Raw genomic sequence first — 14,648 nt, forward strand, 5'->3', positions numbered from 1 at the left:
TTTAATTAGTAAATACTTGTTTTTGTTTTAACGACTCGTCAAGATTTACGCTCCTTAAAACCGTACCTATGGTGTCCCATTTTTTGGGTTTCAAAAAGAAAGTGAATAACAGGTAATATTTAATAAATAAGAACTTAAGATAAGGATAGTTCTTTTTTATGACATACAAATAGGATATTAGGCCCTCCCTGTTCATGGCAACCGATTTTACTGAACTCGCACCCTGAAAATGCACAATTTGCGATTGAGGAAGCAGGTATGTTTTTAATCCGTTCCTGAGCAGGCGGTGGCTTATATCCATTTCTTCAAAATAGAGAAAAATATTAGTATCAAATCCGCCAACCAGGCCAAAATGTCGCGATTTAAAAAACATAAATGCCCCATTTATAAAATCTGTCCGGATTGTATCTGTAGGGATGCTTTTGCGTTTAGGATGTGTGGCAGGATAATATTTTTCCAAAAAACTCCTTCCAAAAATTAACTTCCGGATACCCTTGTTATGATCAAAAGAAGGGACGGCTTTTCCTTGTTCATTAAAGTTCTGAGCGCTTGTTACGCCTGCTTCAGGATGATTTTTATGAAAATCAATATGTATGCTCAGGCAATCATTCATCAGGAGGGTATCATTGTTAAGGAATAGCAGGTACTGGCCTTGTGCAAACTGTGCCCCCAGCATGTTTCCTGCCCCGAAACCTATATTTATGCGGCTTCTTACCAGTCTTATATTATCCTGTTTTGCGAGCCTCAATTCAAGCGCAGAGTAATCTTCAGGGCGGGAATTATTATCAACAATGATTATTTCTGCAGAAATTGTACTACTGGTTTTTTCCAGGACTGATTTTACACATTCCACAGTATAACCCGAAGAGTTATAATTGATAATAATCACAGATACATCGAAGTCTTTTCCCATAACATCTTCTGGTTATAATAATGATCTATATACCTTGAGGTACTCTGCTGCACTCCTGTCCCAGTTAAAAAAATCGGCTCTTTTTTTTAGCGTTGCTTCCCGTTGTGCTTTATTATTTTCAAAATCAGTAAGGCCGTCCAGCAGGCGCTGCATCATGTATTCGGGGTCAAAGTTGTCCCAGTAGTAAGCCGCATCACCGCCAATTTCAGGCAGCGACGTAAGGTTTGATAAAAAAACAGGCTTGCCAAACTTCATGGCCTCAACAGGCGGCAGCCCAAATCCTTCCCGTATTGACGGAAAAGCAAAAGCAATACAGTTTTTCATATAAAACTGCTTACCGGTTTCGTCTACTTTACCTGTCAGAAATACACGGTCAGTTAAGTTATTGTCACTGATGTAGTTTTTAATTATGCTGCCGTATTCATGGTTATTATTTCCTGATATCACGAGATTAAAATCAGGGATTAAAGAAATCATCTTTATGAGCGACAGAAAATTTTTTCGCTCCTGAAAATCCCCAAGGCTATATATATAAGGCTTTTCTGAAGGTACTTTGGATATATAGTCCGAAGTATCAGTGAAATATGTTATAGGATTGCCGTTATAGATCACATACTCAGGAATTTTTGGTATATCAAAATACCTGTGTGCCTGTTTTTTGGCAAATTCACTTATGTAGGTAATGGCGGAGGCACGTTCCAGTTTTTTTGTAAAACGTTTATTATGTTCATGATTCATATCGGCAGATTCTTCTTCTACAAAATTCACATCATGAACCGTCAGCAGGTATTTGGAAACTTTATAAGGCTCTATTTTAGTATTTTGGTTCAGGGAATGCCATAGGTCATGTTTTTTCTTTATCCTGAACAATGAATGCCTTTGTAATGGTTTATATTGATAATAGTTAAATACGCTTCCAAACTCTTTTTCCAGCTCTTTAGGCTTTTTTGCGGTGAGCCATATATCAAGGCCGTTAAGGTCATTATTCCTTAAACCTCTTATAAGTTCATAGTTAAATGTGCCCAGTCCCCCGGCCCTGTTGCTTATGTTATGTGATTCCAGAAAAATTGTTTTCATCTTACGCAATTTTTCGGTATTTCATCCACAGTTGTAGGTACCGCTTGAAAACAGAAAAAGCATGTACGTAGGCCAGTATAAACCCTTCTTTGCCGTCAAGTATGCCCAGCCTGTAAAAATACTGCCAGCAAAACCTGTAAAACGGCCTGAAAAAGAAGTGGTAGGCATTTGGCCTTTTTTTCTTGTTATACAGGCTTTCAGCCTGGAGCTTGCTGTATAGCGTGAGTTTACCGTTATAATTATCAAAGCTTTTATAGCTGTAGTGGTTCACTTTTTCCTTCAATATGCCTACAGGCCCGTTGGTATTAAGTTTTTCGTGTACAAGCCCGCTATAGGAACAAAAGTTCTTATTAAAAAGGCGCACCACCCTGTCTGTCTGCCAGCCGCCAAAACGGATGTGCCTGCCCATAAAGTGGAATTTCCTTTTCACGTGGTAGGCTATCACACCCTCATCGGCAGCCAGGACTTTATTTATTTCGTGCTCAAGCTCAGGCGTTACTACTTCGTCCAGGTCAAAAAACAAAATCCAGTCGTGCGAGGCCTGCTGCAAAGCGAAGTTCCGCTGTTCAGAAAAATTCAGGAATGCTTTAGTAATTACCTTTACACCCAGTTCCCGGGCTATTTCGGTGGTTTTATCAGTGCTTAACGAATCAACAATAATAATCTCATCCGCAAAAGACAGGCTCTGCACATACCGCTTTATATTATCTTCTTCATTAAAAGTTATGGCTAAGGCTGATATTTTTGGACGTGAACTGGTACCAGTCATAAAATTTAATATATTGGCAAATATAATAATATACCTTTACGGAATTAAAAAAAATCTATGCAGCGACTGAGTGTTTTGATGTACCATAACATTTGCCAGGATCCCTCTGCCGGCAAGGGCCTCACTATTTCCCTGGAAAAATTTGAACAACAGTTAAAATACCTTAAGAACAAGGGTTATGTATCCTGCCATCTTTCCGAACTGCAAGGCCTTACATCCCTTACCCGAAAAACTGTGGTGCTTACTTTTGATGATGTTACGCAAAACCAGCTTGCCGCTGTAAGGCTTCTTAAACAATATGGCTTCAGGGCTACTTTTTTTATCCCTTTTGCTTTCTTAGGAAAAACAGACGCGTGGAATAATCCGGGGACTGAAAAGATCATGACTCCTGAGCATCTTAAATCTATTGATCCCGAAGTTGTTGAGTTTGGGCATCATTCATTCCTGCACCGCCCATACGCGTCGCTCTCTGAAGAGGAGATACATCAGGATTTTATGGCATCCCGGCAGATTATAGAAGCTTCAGGCCTGAAGGTATATCCGGCCGTAGCCTATCCGTATGGTAATTTTCCTAAGCAGGAGCCAGCCAAATCTTATTTCAAAAAAATATTGGAATCAAACGGTATCAGGATGGGTTTCAGGATAGGGAACAGGGTCAATACATTTCCTTTTAAGGATAATTTTGAGATAAACCGTATAGATGTCAGAGGAGAGTGGAGCCTTCTCAGGTTCAGGCTAAAGATCCGGTTCGGGAAGCTGTTCTGAAGCTATATGCCAGATAAAAAGAGTGTTACATGGATTGCACAGAGATACAGGGGTTATTTTCCTGAGAAAGCAGCATACGAAGCTATTTTAAACCTTTCTGTATCAGCATCATCTTCACATAACGCGACAAAACACCATAGGCATTCATACTGGCCAGGGCAAGCCCCGGAACACCGTCCAGGAAGCCTTTTTTGATTATATAAGTATGAAAAAACCGGTAAAGGGGCTTGAATATCAGGTGAAGGTAAGTAACCTTTTTCCCTTTTTTTACTGACATTGACGCCTGGAACCATGCATAGGAATCTTTTTTGCTCAGCAGGTGGAAGAGGCCTTTGTAGGTATAGTGAATCATAAAATTCTCCAGCGTTCCTGCCTTTCCTTCAAAATTCAATTTTTCATGTACATCGCCTGTGAAGGCTATATTTTTATTTTTTACCAGCCTTACTACCCTGTCCACCTTATGGTACAGGAAACGGTTCATGTAAAAATGGGGGAAAGCAAGGGTATAACCGTTGTAGGAAGGTTTCTTGAGCACGTCAGTTATCTCCTGCTTCAGCAGTTGTGTTACCCTCTCATCGGCATCAATAAATAATATCCAGTCGCCTTTAGCCTCGGCTAATGCAAAGTTTTTTTGTGCGGAAAAATTGTCAAATTTACGCTCAAGCACTCTGCATCCCATGTTAAGGGCGCGTTGCCTGGTGCTGTCATTGCTATAGGAGTCTATGACAATAATCTCATCTGCAAAAGCTACTGACCGTATAGCGTCTTCAATATAACTTTCTTCATTATGAGTTGGTATGATAACCGATAGCTTTGCCATTCAGGATTTTTTCGTCTTCACAAAACTAAAAAAAAATTTATCTTTGCGGCATGCAAAACAATATTTCTGTAGTATTATCAGGTTATAGCCATGCTGAGGCGCTTAAAAAGGTACTTTGGGGCTACAATACACAAACCTACAGAAATTTTGAAATGGTTATTATTGGTAATGCTGAAGTGCCCCAAGAATTGCAGGAAGAACTATTCTTTTCTGTGAGGGCAGTGGATAACCAAAGCAACGGTACTGTAATTGACACCGCATTGCCTTACTGTACTACAAACTATTTACTCTTGGCTGATGCCGGTGCTATACCAAGAAATGATTTTGTAGAACAGCATATAAAATACAGGGAAGAGGGCTTTTACCTCACAGGAGGCGTTACCATGATTCCGCAAGCGCTATTTGACGGTATCAGCCGTGAAGATATATATTCGGGTAAATGTTTTATCAGGCCGGGTAGCGGAAGCAGGTCTGGTTTATTTGGAAGTATATTGAACAGGCTTGTTCCTCCGGATTCCCAATGGAATTCACAAAATGCGTCAGGATGGAAAGAAGACTTATGTGGGCATGGCCCCCTGAGCAGCCGGTTGAGGCCAAGACAAATAAAATACAGTACAATGTGCCTCAGGGCAAACAGTAGATAAATAATGAAGATATCAGTAGTAGTAAGTACATACAATGCAGAAGAATGGCTTGAAAAAGTGCTGATAGGGTATAGTGTGCAGACATATAAGGACTTTGAACTTATTATAGCTGACGACGGTTCACGGCCTTCAACCAAAGAACTTATAGATCGTTATGCAGCAGATTATCCGGTACCGCTACGCCACCTGTGGCACCCGGATGAAGGATACAGGCGCCAGGAAATACTTAATGTGGCTATTGTTGAAGCGGCCCATGAATATATTATTATGACCGATGGCGACTGCATACCGCGGGCCGATTTTGTGGAAGTACATGCGAAATATGCAGAAAAAGGCAGGTTTCTTTCCGGTGGTTATTGTAAACTTTCCATGAAGACCAGTAAGGCCATCATAAAAGATGATATAACCACACAGCGTTGCTTTAATGCCGCGTGGCTCCGCAGCATTGACAGGCTTGGTTTTTCACAAACCTTAAAGCTCACTTCCGGTTCCATACTTTCATCTATTTTAGATACAATAACTACTACAACACCATCTTTTAATAATTGTAATTCTTCGGCATTCAGGGAAGATATGATAGCTATTAATGGCTATGATGAACGGATGAAATATGGCGGGCCTGACCGTGAGTTTGGTGAGCGCCTTGAAAATTATGGAGTTAAGGGCAAGCAGATACGTCACAAAGCAATAGTCCTGCACCTTGACCATGCCCGTGGCTACAAAACACCCGAATCACTGGCAGCTAACCTCGCCATACGTAAAGAAGTTAAGGAAAAAAAAATAAGGTGGACGGCATTCGGGATTAAGAAATAAAATCCTCATAGTAAGGCACTATCCCTCTTAATCATTACTGCACAAACTCTCCGGAGTGTGCCATGCCGGCAGCACTTATCCTGCCTGTAGATACATCCTGATATAATTAAAGATTGGCTTTCAAAAAAGCATCGAGCTCAGGCAGTATTATTTCGGGTGTAAGCTGGCGGTAGAGTGCCGTTGGGTCTTTCTCCATCTCTTTGCGCTTTTCATAAGAATAATCATCAAATAGCTCCGGCTTGGTATCCATCAGGTGTACACTTTTGTGAAACCTGCCGTCTTCAAAACTGGCCCAGTGCGATTTGTGCACATAAGGTGAAAAAATAGTAAATGTAGGCTTGTTAAGCGCTTTGGCTATGTGCACGGTGCCGCCTTCATTGGCCACAAGCGCGCTGCAGTGGTACATCAGTTTAATAAAGTCCCGTATGGTGGGGGCATAAATATCGACAATAATACGCTCTTTATTCGTGCACATATTATAAATTTTCATCGCTTCTTCCTTTTGGTGCGGCGAATAATTGAACAGCACGTACACATCATGATTTGCAGTTATAAAATCCACCATGCTTGCTACGTAATCATAGGGCATTGATTTTTGGGGTGTACTGCCCAATACACCCAATACTACTACTTTTTTATCTTTATATTTTCCAAGCCAGTCTTCCCGTTTTTCGGCTTCAGACAAGAAAATTTTTGGGGCATAATCCAGCGGCTCAAAATTCCCGGCCATCTGCAAAAGGTGTATCCGGTCTTCAATAGCCTTTCCGGCAATATGGGTGGCTTCCTTGGGTGGCTCAGTAGGGTTTGTGTAGTAGCCCCAGTTGCCGAATTTCTTCCGGCTCTTATTGCCAATAGTCATTGTAGCGCCCGAAAACTTACAGATGAGCCTGCTCTGGGTTTTGGAATAGGGGTCAAATATAATGTCATACTTCTCCCGGCGTACCTGCTTTATGAGTTTCCACAGGTTAGGCAGCTTTTTCAGTTCCTTTTCATCCAGCGGGATAAATTTGTCTATATTTGGGTTGTGCATTACCACACCTTCTGTAAAATCATAAGCCATAAGGTGTACAATACTGTCAGGATATTTGGCTTTAAAATTATTGGCTATAACAGAAGCTATCAGCACATCGCCAATCCTTTTGTTCTGGATAATAAGGATTTTCTTTCTCATTGACTGCTACCAACCATTTGCGTTATATTTTCCTTACAGCCTTTCTTACAATAAACCCCTATTTGCCAATAGCGCAGTTCTTCCTCTGTCCTAACCGTAACAAAGTTGATATTTTCAAGTGTATCATCAAAAAACTTCCATAAGTGTGGGGCTTCCCTATATATGGATGCTATTATAATACCATTATCTTCAAGATGGCTTATCATTTTTTGGAGTACATTCATCCTTTCTTTTTCATGGATGTAATAAAATACTTCATTAAATACTATCACATCAAATTTCCTCTCAGGGTTAAAATTATGTATGTCCCGGCACTGGAATTCAGCATTAGGAAAATTTTTTAAAATTGCCTTTTCAATAGAAACTTTTGAAAAATCTATCCCTAAAAAGTAGCTGTACGTATAGTCCTTTGGCAGCTTCTCGTTTAAGACACCTTCACCGCAGCCAATGTCCAGGATGGAAGGGTTCTGCTTTCCATAATCCGTAAGGTATCGGATAATTGTTGTGTAGCGCGTAAGTTCTTTTCCGGTTTTCAGGCTTTCCCAGCGCCCTCTCCTGTATTGTTTGTTCCAGCGGAGCTTTCGCCTCCAGTTATGGAACCTATCAATGATATTCATGCTAAAGTCGTAAGTTTGTTTTTTGGTTAGCCCGCAATGTAGTACTTTTTTTCTACTTTTGGGATAAAATTTGATAATGCCTTTTAACATTTACACCCTCCCCGAATATTCAGCCGACCGGCAATTACTGCTAAGGCTGGCAGACGATTTTGATAAGGAGGGCACACTGCTGGTTAAGGGTTCACGTAACACTATTAAGACTAATTTTTTTAAAGGGGAAAAGGTCAATATCAAGTATTTTAAAAAGCCCGGTTTGCTAAAAGGTATAATATATGGCATCTTCAGGCCGTCTAAGGCCAAGCGGTCTTTTGAGTATGCAAAATATCTTTTAAGCCATAACATCCTTACGCCTAAGCCTGTGGCTTATATTGAGGATAAGGCTGCTTTGATGTTAAAAGACAGCTACTACATTTGTAGCCATATTGAGTATGATTTTACTTTCCGCGAACTGATACACAACCCGCTGTTTCCGGACAGGCAAAACATCCTGGAGCAGTTTACGGCGTTTACCTACCGTATGCATGAAGCCCGGGTAAACTTCCTGGACCATTCCCCCGGCAATACGCTTATTGTAAATAAAGGCAACGGAGAGTATGACTTTTACCTCATCGACCTTAACCGCATGAAGTTTCAGGATATGGGAATAGAGGTCCGTATGGCTAACTTCAGGAAATTATGGCCCAGCAGGACAATGGTTAAGATAATTGCCGCAAAATATGCGGAATTAAGCGGACAGCCTTACGAAAAGCTGCACAGCATGCTGCTTGGCAGTACTCTTGACTTTAAGCGCCGGATTACCAAAAAGAAATATTTTAAGCGAAAACTGAAGAAGAAGTAATTATAAATTTTGAATTTTAAATTATAAATGAACTTCACGCATAATTTAAAATTCAAAATTCTTCATTTAAAATAATTAAACCGCTACGTCATACTCACGCAGTGCGTTGTTTAGCGAAGTTTTCAGGTCGGTTGACGGTTTGCGTTTGCCAATAATAAGTGCGCATGGCACCTGGTATTCTCCTGCCGCAAACTTTTTAGTATAGCTGCCCGGTATCACCACGCTGCGGGCAGGGACAACACCCTTCATTTCCACAGGCTCATCGCCGATAACGTCGATTATTTTTGTTGATGCGGTGAGGCACACATTAGCGCCAAGCACAGCCTCGGTTTCAACACGCACACCTTCAACTACAATACAGCGTGAGCCTATAAAAGCGCCATCTTCAATAATAACCGGGGCTGCCTGCAACGGCTCCAGTACACCGCCTATGCCCACACCGCCGCTAAGGTGTACGTTCTTGCCAATCTGCGCGCAGCTGCCCACAGTTGCCCAGGTGTCAACCATGGTGCCTTCATCTACGTAAGCGCCTATGTTAACATAGCTTGGCATCAGGATTACGCCTGAAGATATATACGCACCGTGCCTGGCTACAGCATTCGGTACCACACGTATGCCTTTTTCAGCATAGTTACGCTTCAGCGGCATTTTATCATGGTACTCGAATATTCCCGCCTCAAGGGTTTCCATTTTCTGTATCGGGAAGTACATTACCACAGCCTTCTTCACCCATTCGTTTACCTGCCAGCCGTTTTCAATAGGTTCAGCTACGCGGAGCTTGCCCGCATCAAGCAGTTCAATAACTTCACGTATGGCATTGGTTGTGTTCTCTTCCTGAAGCAGGGCGCGGTTTTCCCAGGCCTGCTCTATAATGGTTTGTAGGTTGTTCATTGTAAAAAGTTTTAGGCAAAGATAACAATCTGCTAAATATTTCCTCTTTTGCGGGTTTCTATTTATCTTTACTGTAAAGCCGCTGATAATGAAAGACAACTTCTCCACACAAGCCAAAGACTACTCTAAATTCCGCCCCACATACCCGCCGGAAATGATAGAATATATTGTATCATTTGTTGAAAACAGGGGCACAGCGCTGGATGTAGCCACAGGAAACGGGCAGGTAGCCAAAGCGCTGTCAGAATATTTTAAAGAAGTGTATGCTACTGACATCAGTAAGAAGCAGCTGGAGCATGCGGCCAAAGCTGATAACATTATCTACAAAAAATCTAAAGCTGAAGAAACTGAATTTGAGGAGCATCAATTTGACCTGATAGTGGTGGCACAGGCCATACACTGGTTTGATTTTAACGCATTTTATCGTGAGGTATACCGGACCCTGAAACCCGGAGGAGTTTTTGCCGTTATTGGCTACGGTTTATTCAGGACCAATGAACACTCCCATACCATACTCAGCAGGTTCTATCATGACATTGTAGGGCCATACTGGGACCCGGAGCGGCGTTACCTCGATGAAAATTACGAAACTATACCTTTCCCTTTTGAAGAAATTGAAGTAGAAAAGTTTGAAGCCCGTTTCACATGGAGTATTGAACAGCTTACGGGCTACCTCGAAACGTGGTCGGCCACGCAGCACTACAAGAAAAAGAATAACGGTCAGGATCCTGTTGACCTGATTCGTGAGGCGCTGAAAGAATCGTGGGAGCGGGGAGGCAGGCAGGTGGTTTTTCCATTACTTTTGCGTATGGGCCGCCCCATAACCCCCAAAGGGGGAACAAAAACGAGATAATGTATGGGAAATTTTTTCAGCAAGAGTGGCAGTCACCCCTCCTTCGGAGGGGCGGGGGGGGGCCGCATCCTCGCCATTGATTACGGAATAAAACGCACGGGCATAGCCGTGTCTGACGAATTGCAGATCATTGCTTCCGGGCTTACCACTATACCGTCGGAAACGGTTTTAGATTTCCTTGAAGACTATTTTAAAAAGGAGCGCGTGGAGAAAGTAATTATTGGTGAGCCAAAGCAGATGAACAACGAGCCATCGGAAAGCGCACCGCTCATTAACGCCTTTGTGGAGAAGTTTAAAACCATGTTCCCTGAGATGCCTGTTGACCGGGTGGATGAGCGCTTTACCAGCAAAATGGCATTCCAGGCAATGATTGACAGCGGCCTAAGCAAAAAAAAGCGTCAAAACAAAGCCCTGATTGATGAAATTTCGGCAACAATAATGCTGAGGGATTACCTGTCACGAAATAAAATCGCTTAATATCCTGGCTGTTGTTACCCGGGGAGAAGTTACCGACTATCACCGGCTCTTGTTGCCAGCCCCGGTGGGAGCGGCATCCTCCCTGCCGCCCGCTTTTGCGGCGGGGAGATATAGCGGACAACGGGACCCGCCCCGGCAAAAAGGCCTTAATGACGGCTGCTCCAAAGGATAAAAATGACATGGGGTCATGCAGGATGGGATGAGGAGCCGGCTTATCGGGGGGATTATTTTACTACCGTGAGCTGCTTCGCGGCTTTTACTATCCTTTCTGATAAACTGTTGAGCCATACGAGCTGCTCAATGACCAGTTGTGCCTCCTGCATCCGCAGCCTGAATTCCTCTTCGGCAGTAATGTGTACTTCCTGCAGCTCGCGTGAGCGTATGTTCTTCAGTTCGGTAAAGCGCATGGCCAGTTCCTGTTTGTTATTTTCAGTATTTGTTTGTGCCGGGATATCCATATTAAGCAGGGCAATGGCGTGTTCCAGGTTTTGGGTTACAGTGCGCACTACAACATTAAAAGCTTCAGACGCCCTGGTAGTTTTATGGGATTGTATGTACGTGCCCAGTGATGCCAGCGATGAAAGTAACGTGTGGTTCAGTACCGCCAGCTTATATACCTGCTGTAGCTGTTTTTGTTTAGATTTCGGTTCCTGTGTCATGCGCTGGTAGGACTGCATAAGGTTGCCGATTTCGATGAAGGCGTTTTTCCTGGCGAGCCGGTAAGACGTGTTTACACCTTCTTTTTTATTATACAGCAGCGCTATTTCATTGAGGTAGTCCCTGTTGGCCTCAATTGATTTTTTTATATAAACGGGCTGGTTGATGAATTCCCATGCCGGCCATAAAAAATAGTTGGCTACAAAGGCCAGGCCTGCCCCTATGGCAGTATCTATTATGCGGTATTGTATGACATCGGACACGTTAGGGTCCAGCATGCTGTAAATAAAAATCACATACATGGTTACAAAAGTGGCGCCTATACGGTAGTTGATGGCGGTAAACGTAAAACCCAGTATCATGCATACTACGGAAAGGGTGCCGGTGATTATTGTATTATTGACAAAGCTTAAAAAAGCAAAAGCAATTATACCACCTATAATGGTCCCTGTAATACGCTGGTAAGAGCGTTGTTTGGTAAGCCCGTAGCCGGGGCGCATAATCACTACTATAGTTAAAAGGATCCAGTACACATTTTGCAGTGGAAAGATGAGCCCGATGATGAATCCGAGCGCAATGGTTATGGTAAGCCTGAGCGAGTGCCTGAATATTGTTGAGGAAAAACCTAAATTTTCCTTCAGCGTCCGGAATGGGTAATATTCAGGCGCGAGGAATTTTTCAAGGTCCCTGTCTTTGCCTTTAAGGTCTTTCAGGTCAATATGCTGTGTAAAGGCCCGCTCCACTATTTTTATCTTCTCCACCTGCTTTTCGGCATAGTGCAGCATATTGGTAAGCATCCATACCCCCTCCTGTGCGGCTTCGCCACCAACTTCGGCTTCATATTCCTTTATGGCATTCTCAAAAGCCTCAAGGTCCTGCAACAGCTGGTGTTTCGGGGTGTACTTCTTTTTGTTTTCCAGCCTTTTTGAAACTCTTTTTAATGCTGCTGCCAGATTATACGCCAGGTTCTGGTAAGTGTCCAGCACCTTGCCGTGGCCTTTGAAGGCATTATGCAGCTTACTGTGGTCAAAAGAGGTTGAAAGCGCAAGCTCCAGTATTTCCAACAGGTAAATGAATACCAGCAGCATTTTACGCGTTTGGCCTGATGTGCCTTCGGCCGTGTGGCTGCGTAGTAATACCTCGCGCAGGTTTTCATGTATGGTATTTATTTCCACCTGCAGGGACAACTGTTTTTCAGTAATCTTTGCCCTGTCGGCATTAGCATCCCAGAGGTCGCCCCGCAGTTTCATGTACTTTGCAGTGAGCCGTATACATTCGGCAAGCTGCAATTCGGTATATCGGTGCGGGCTAAGGGAATTAAACAGCAGAGAAACAGCAGTATATATAAGGCCGCCACACAAAAGCAGGCCTGCATTACAGAGGATGTCCCAGCCGGATTTAAGGTGGCCTGTAGCCAGCGCCACTGCCAGCAATCCTGAAAAAGACACCATGGTAGCCCGCTGCCCGTACACTGAGATCATGGACAGGAAAAATACCAGTAGCGTGATGAGTGGATAAAACAGCCAGGGCAGCGGATGCAGCACGTTAACCAGCAGGTTGCACCCTGCTACTATAACCGAAGCCACTAGAAGGCCTTTGGCCCGGTGCTTCAGGTTGCTCGGAATATCGGCAGGGTAGGCAAGGAAAACCCCTATGGCAATAGTAAACCCGGTTTCAAACCTGCCGGTACGTGCCAGTATAAGTACGGGCAGCACGGCCGCAAAAGTAACTATAAGCGCCTTTGTAAAATTAGTATCATCCGTAAATCGCCGTACGTTTCCTGTCATAAGCAATGCTGTGCCGCAAAGGTACTAAACACCCTGCTTTATTGCTGCCTGTTGCGTTAATCCTCACAAAATTTTAGCATTTGGACTGCTGTAATATTTTAGGTACATAATCGTTTATATTTATTACTTTTGCCCACTGCATAAAGTTTTTTTTGATATGATTTTACCAATAGTAGGATATGGCGACCCTGTACTGAGGAAAAGGGGCGAAGAAATAACTAAGGACTACCACAACCTGGAGCAGGTAATTGCAGACATGTATGAAACCATGTATAATGCTTATGGTGTAGGGCTGGCAGCCCCTCAGGTTGGGCTATCCATCCGCCTTTTTATTGTGGATACCAAGCCTTTCAGTGAAGATGAAGACCTGCCGAAAGAGGAGCAGGAGCAGCTGGCAGGTTTCAGGAAGGCCTTTATTAACGCAAAGATACTTAAGGAAGAAGGGGAAGAGTGGGGGTTTAACGAAGGCTGCCTGAGCATACCTGATGTGCGCGAGGATGTATACCGCCATGAGCGCATCACTATTGAATATTATGATGAGGATTTTAATAAGCACACAGAAGAGTATGATGGCTTAATAGCAAGGGTAATACAACATGAATATGACCATATTGAAGGAATATTGTTTACCGACAGGATTTCGTCCCTCAAAAAACGCCTTATACAAAAGAAGCTCCAAAACATTATGGAGGGCAAAGCAAGGCCAGATTATAAAATGAAATTTATTGCTAAAAAAGGCAGATAATTTTTGTTTTTTAGGGCAAAGATTAGATATTTGCCTTCCTTAAAAATCTTAAAAATGAGTGTTGACAAAATATTAGCCATTTCAGGAAAACCGGGGCTGTATGCCTTAAAACTCCAGACCAGGACAGGTTTTGTAGCTGAATCTTTAATTGACGGAAAAAAAATAACTGTAGGCCTGAGGAGCAACGTAAGCCTGCTGTCAGAAATATCAGTGTATACTTATGAAGGTGAAATAAAGCTGGCAGAGGTTTTCCGTAAAATTGCTGAAAAAGAAGATAACGGCCCAGCTATTTCCCATAAGGAAGATAATGCAAAACTGGAGCCGTACTTTCGCGAAGTGCTTCCTGAATTTGACGAAGACCGTGTTTATGCGTCAGACATAAAAAAGATACTGAACTGGTACAACATGCTCCAGGCTAAAGGCCTTGTATCTAAAGATGAGGTTGCCGCTGCTGAAGAAGCACCTGCTACAGAAGAAGTAAAAACTGAAGAGTAATCTTTGCTATATAGCTTATACAGGATCCTGTCATTAATATGGCAGGATTTTTTATAATATATATTCAAGATTCGTCATAAAGAGTAAAAACAACATCATTGTTAATATAAAGCCAATCAAAAAATACCAGTAAGTCCTAAGCCCTGTTTTAAATATAATCCTTAAGATCAGGGATATGCATATTGCAATAACAGACGTTATTGCTAATACAAATCCCATTACCGCAACAACGTCTCCGGTTAGAAAAAACATGCTTTTAAATTTTTATCAAATGCCATGTTCAAGTTATAAGTGCAACAGGCCAAGTAGATTTTAG

The 14,648-nt window shown here is 42.6% G+C and carries 16 protein-coding genes; 8 read left to right on the forward strand and 8 right to left on the reverse strand.

Going from position 1 to position 14,648, the window contains the following annotated elements; all coding sequences use genetic code 11:
- Position 1 precedes the first annotated feature (1 nt).
- The 3 genes from CHU92_RS11580 to CHU92_RS11590 are packed head-to-tail and all read right to left on the reverse strand — an operon-like array spanning position 2 to position 2,759.
- Positions 2-913 (reverse strand): glycosyltransferase family 2 protein, encoded by a 912-nt coding sequence (locus CHU92_RS11580; protein WP_094415732.1) that lies wholly within the window; start codon positions 911-913, stop codon positions 2-4.
- Positions 914-925: 12 nt separating this feature from the next.
- On the reverse strand, positions 926-1,990 hold the full coding sequence (locus CHU92_RS11585) for a glycosyltransferase family 4 protein (RefSeq protein WP_094415734.1): 1,065 nt from the start codon (positions 1,988-1,990) through the stop codon (positions 926-928).
- Position 1,991: 1 nt separating this feature from the next.
- Complete coding sequence (locus CHU92_RS11590; protein WP_094415736.1) at positions 1,992-2,759, reverse strand: glycosyltransferase family 2 protein; 768 nt, start codon at positions 2,757-2,759, stop codon at positions 1,992-1,994.
- Between the two features lie 57 nt (positions 2,760-2,816).
- Here CHU92_RS11590 and CHU92_RS11595 point away from each other — a divergent pair, with 57 nt between their 5' ends.
- Positions 2,817-3,524 (forward strand): polysaccharide deacetylase family protein, encoded by a 708-nt coding sequence (locus CHU92_RS11595; protein WP_094415738.1) that lies wholly within the window; start codon positions 2,817-2,819, stop codon positions 3,522-3,524.
- A gap of 82 nt (positions 3,525-3,606) precedes the next feature.
- Here CHU92_RS11595 and CHU92_RS11600 read toward each other — a convergent pair whose 3' ends face one another.
- Positions 3,607-4,344 carry a glycosyltransferase family 2 protein gene (locus tag CHU92_RS11600; RefSeq protein WP_094415740.1) on the reverse strand — a complete coding sequence of 246 codons (738 nt, stop codon included), beginning with the start codon at positions 4,342-4,344 and terminating at the stop codon, positions 3,607-3,609.
- 50 nt (positions 4,345-4,394) lie between these two features.
- Here CHU92_RS11600 and CHU92_RS11605 point away from each other — a divergent pair, with 50 nt between their 5' ends.
- Both CHU92_RS11605 and CHU92_RS11610 read left to right on the forward strand, forming a co-directional pair.
- Positions 4,395-4,988, forward strand: a complete 594-nt coding sequence (locus CHU92_RS11605; protein ID WP_094415742.1) for a glycosyltransferase family protein — start codon at positions 4,395-4,397, stop codon at positions 4,986-4,988.
- 3 nt (positions 4,989-4,991) lie between these two features.
- Positions 4,992-5,801 (forward strand): glycosyltransferase family 2 protein, encoded by an 810-nt coding sequence (locus CHU92_RS11610; RefSeq protein WP_094415744.1) that lies wholly within the window; start codon positions 4,992-4,994, stop codon positions 5,799-5,801.
- A 106-nt stretch (positions 5,802-5,907) separates the two neighbouring features.
- On the opposite strand, the gene CHU92_RS11615 is transcribed toward CHU92_RS11610, so the two are convergent.
- Both CHU92_RS11615 and CHU92_RS11620 read right to left on the reverse strand, forming a co-directional pair.
- Positions 5,908-6,972 (reverse strand): glycosyltransferase family 9 protein, encoded by a 1,065-nt coding sequence (locus CHU92_RS11615; protein ID WP_094415746.1) that lies wholly within the window; start codon positions 6,970-6,972, stop codon positions 5,908-5,910.
- Complete coding sequence (locus tag CHU92_RS11620; protein WP_094415768.1) at positions 6,969-7,589, reverse strand: class I SAM-dependent methyltransferase; 621 nt, start codon at positions 7,587-7,589, stop codon at positions 6,969-6,971. Before CHU92_RS11620 ends, CHU92_RS11615 begins: the two co-directional genes overlap by 4 nt.
- A 76-nt stretch (positions 7,590-7,665) precedes the next feature.
- On the opposite strand from CHU92_RS11620, the gene CHU92_RS11625 reads away from it, so the two are divergent.
- On the forward strand, positions 7,666-8,427 hold the full coding sequence (locus tag CHU92_RS11625; protein WP_094415748.1) for a lipopolysaccharide kinase InaA family protein: 762 nt from the start codon (positions 7,666-7,668) through the stop codon (positions 8,425-8,427).
- A gap of 75 nt (positions 8,428-8,502) precedes the next feature.
- Here CHU92_RS11625 and CHU92_RS11630 read toward each other — a convergent pair whose 3' ends face one another.
- Positions 8,503-9,318 (reverse strand): 2,3,4,5-tetrahydropyridine-2,6-dicarboxylate N-succinyltransferase, encoded by an 816-nt coding sequence (locus tag CHU92_RS11630; RefSeq protein WP_094415750.1) that lies wholly within the window; start codon positions 9,316-9,318, stop codon positions 8,503-8,505.
- Between the two features lie 88 nt (positions 9,319-9,406).
- Here CHU92_RS11630 and CHU92_RS11635 point away from each other — a divergent pair, with 88 nt between their 5' ends.
- Positions 9,407-10,171: a class I SAM-dependent methyltransferase gene (locus tag CHU92_RS11635; protein WP_094415752.1), complete on the forward strand. Its 765-nt coding sequence runs from the start codon at positions 9,407-9,409 to the stop codon at positions 10,169-10,171.
- A gap of 3 nt (positions 10,172-10,174) precedes the next feature.
- Positions 10,175-10,648 carry a Holliday junction resolvase RuvX gene (gene ruvX / locus CHU92_RS11640; RefSeq protein ID WP_094415754.1) on the forward strand — a complete coding sequence of 158 codons (474 nt, stop codon included), beginning with the start codon at positions 10,175-10,177 and terminating at the stop codon, positions 10,646-10,648.
- A gap of 224 nt (positions 10,649-10,872) precedes the next feature.
- Here ruvX and CHU92_RS11645 read toward each other — a convergent pair whose 3' ends face one another.
- Positions 10,873-13,092 (reverse strand): FUSC family protein, encoded by a 2,220-nt coding sequence (locus tag CHU92_RS11645; RefSeq protein WP_094415756.1) that lies wholly within the window; start codon positions 13,090-13,092, stop codon positions 10,873-10,875.
- Between the two features lie 157 nt (positions 13,093-13,249).
- Between CHU92_RS11645 and def the strand changes: the two genes are divergently transcribed.
- Both def and CHU92_RS11655 read left to right on the forward strand, forming a co-directional pair.
- Entirely contained in the window at positions 13,250-13,837 is a 588-nt protein-coding gene (gene def / locus CHU92_RS11650; RefSeq protein ID WP_094415758.1) for a peptide deformylase, read from the forward strand.
- Positions 13,838-13,891: 54 nt separating this feature from the next.
- Positions 13,892-14,332 (forward strand): DUF5606 family protein, encoded by a 441-nt coding sequence (locus CHU92_RS11655; protein WP_094415760.1) that lies wholly within the window; start codon positions 13,892-13,894, stop codon positions 14,330-14,332.
- Positions 14,333-14,648: the final 316 nt, after the last annotated feature.

The organism is Flavobacterium cyanobacteriorum (assembly GCF_002251835.1).
GTDB lineage: Bacteria > Bacteroidota > Bacteroidia > Flavobacteriales > Flavobacteriaceae > Flavobacterium > Flavobacterium cyanobacteriorum.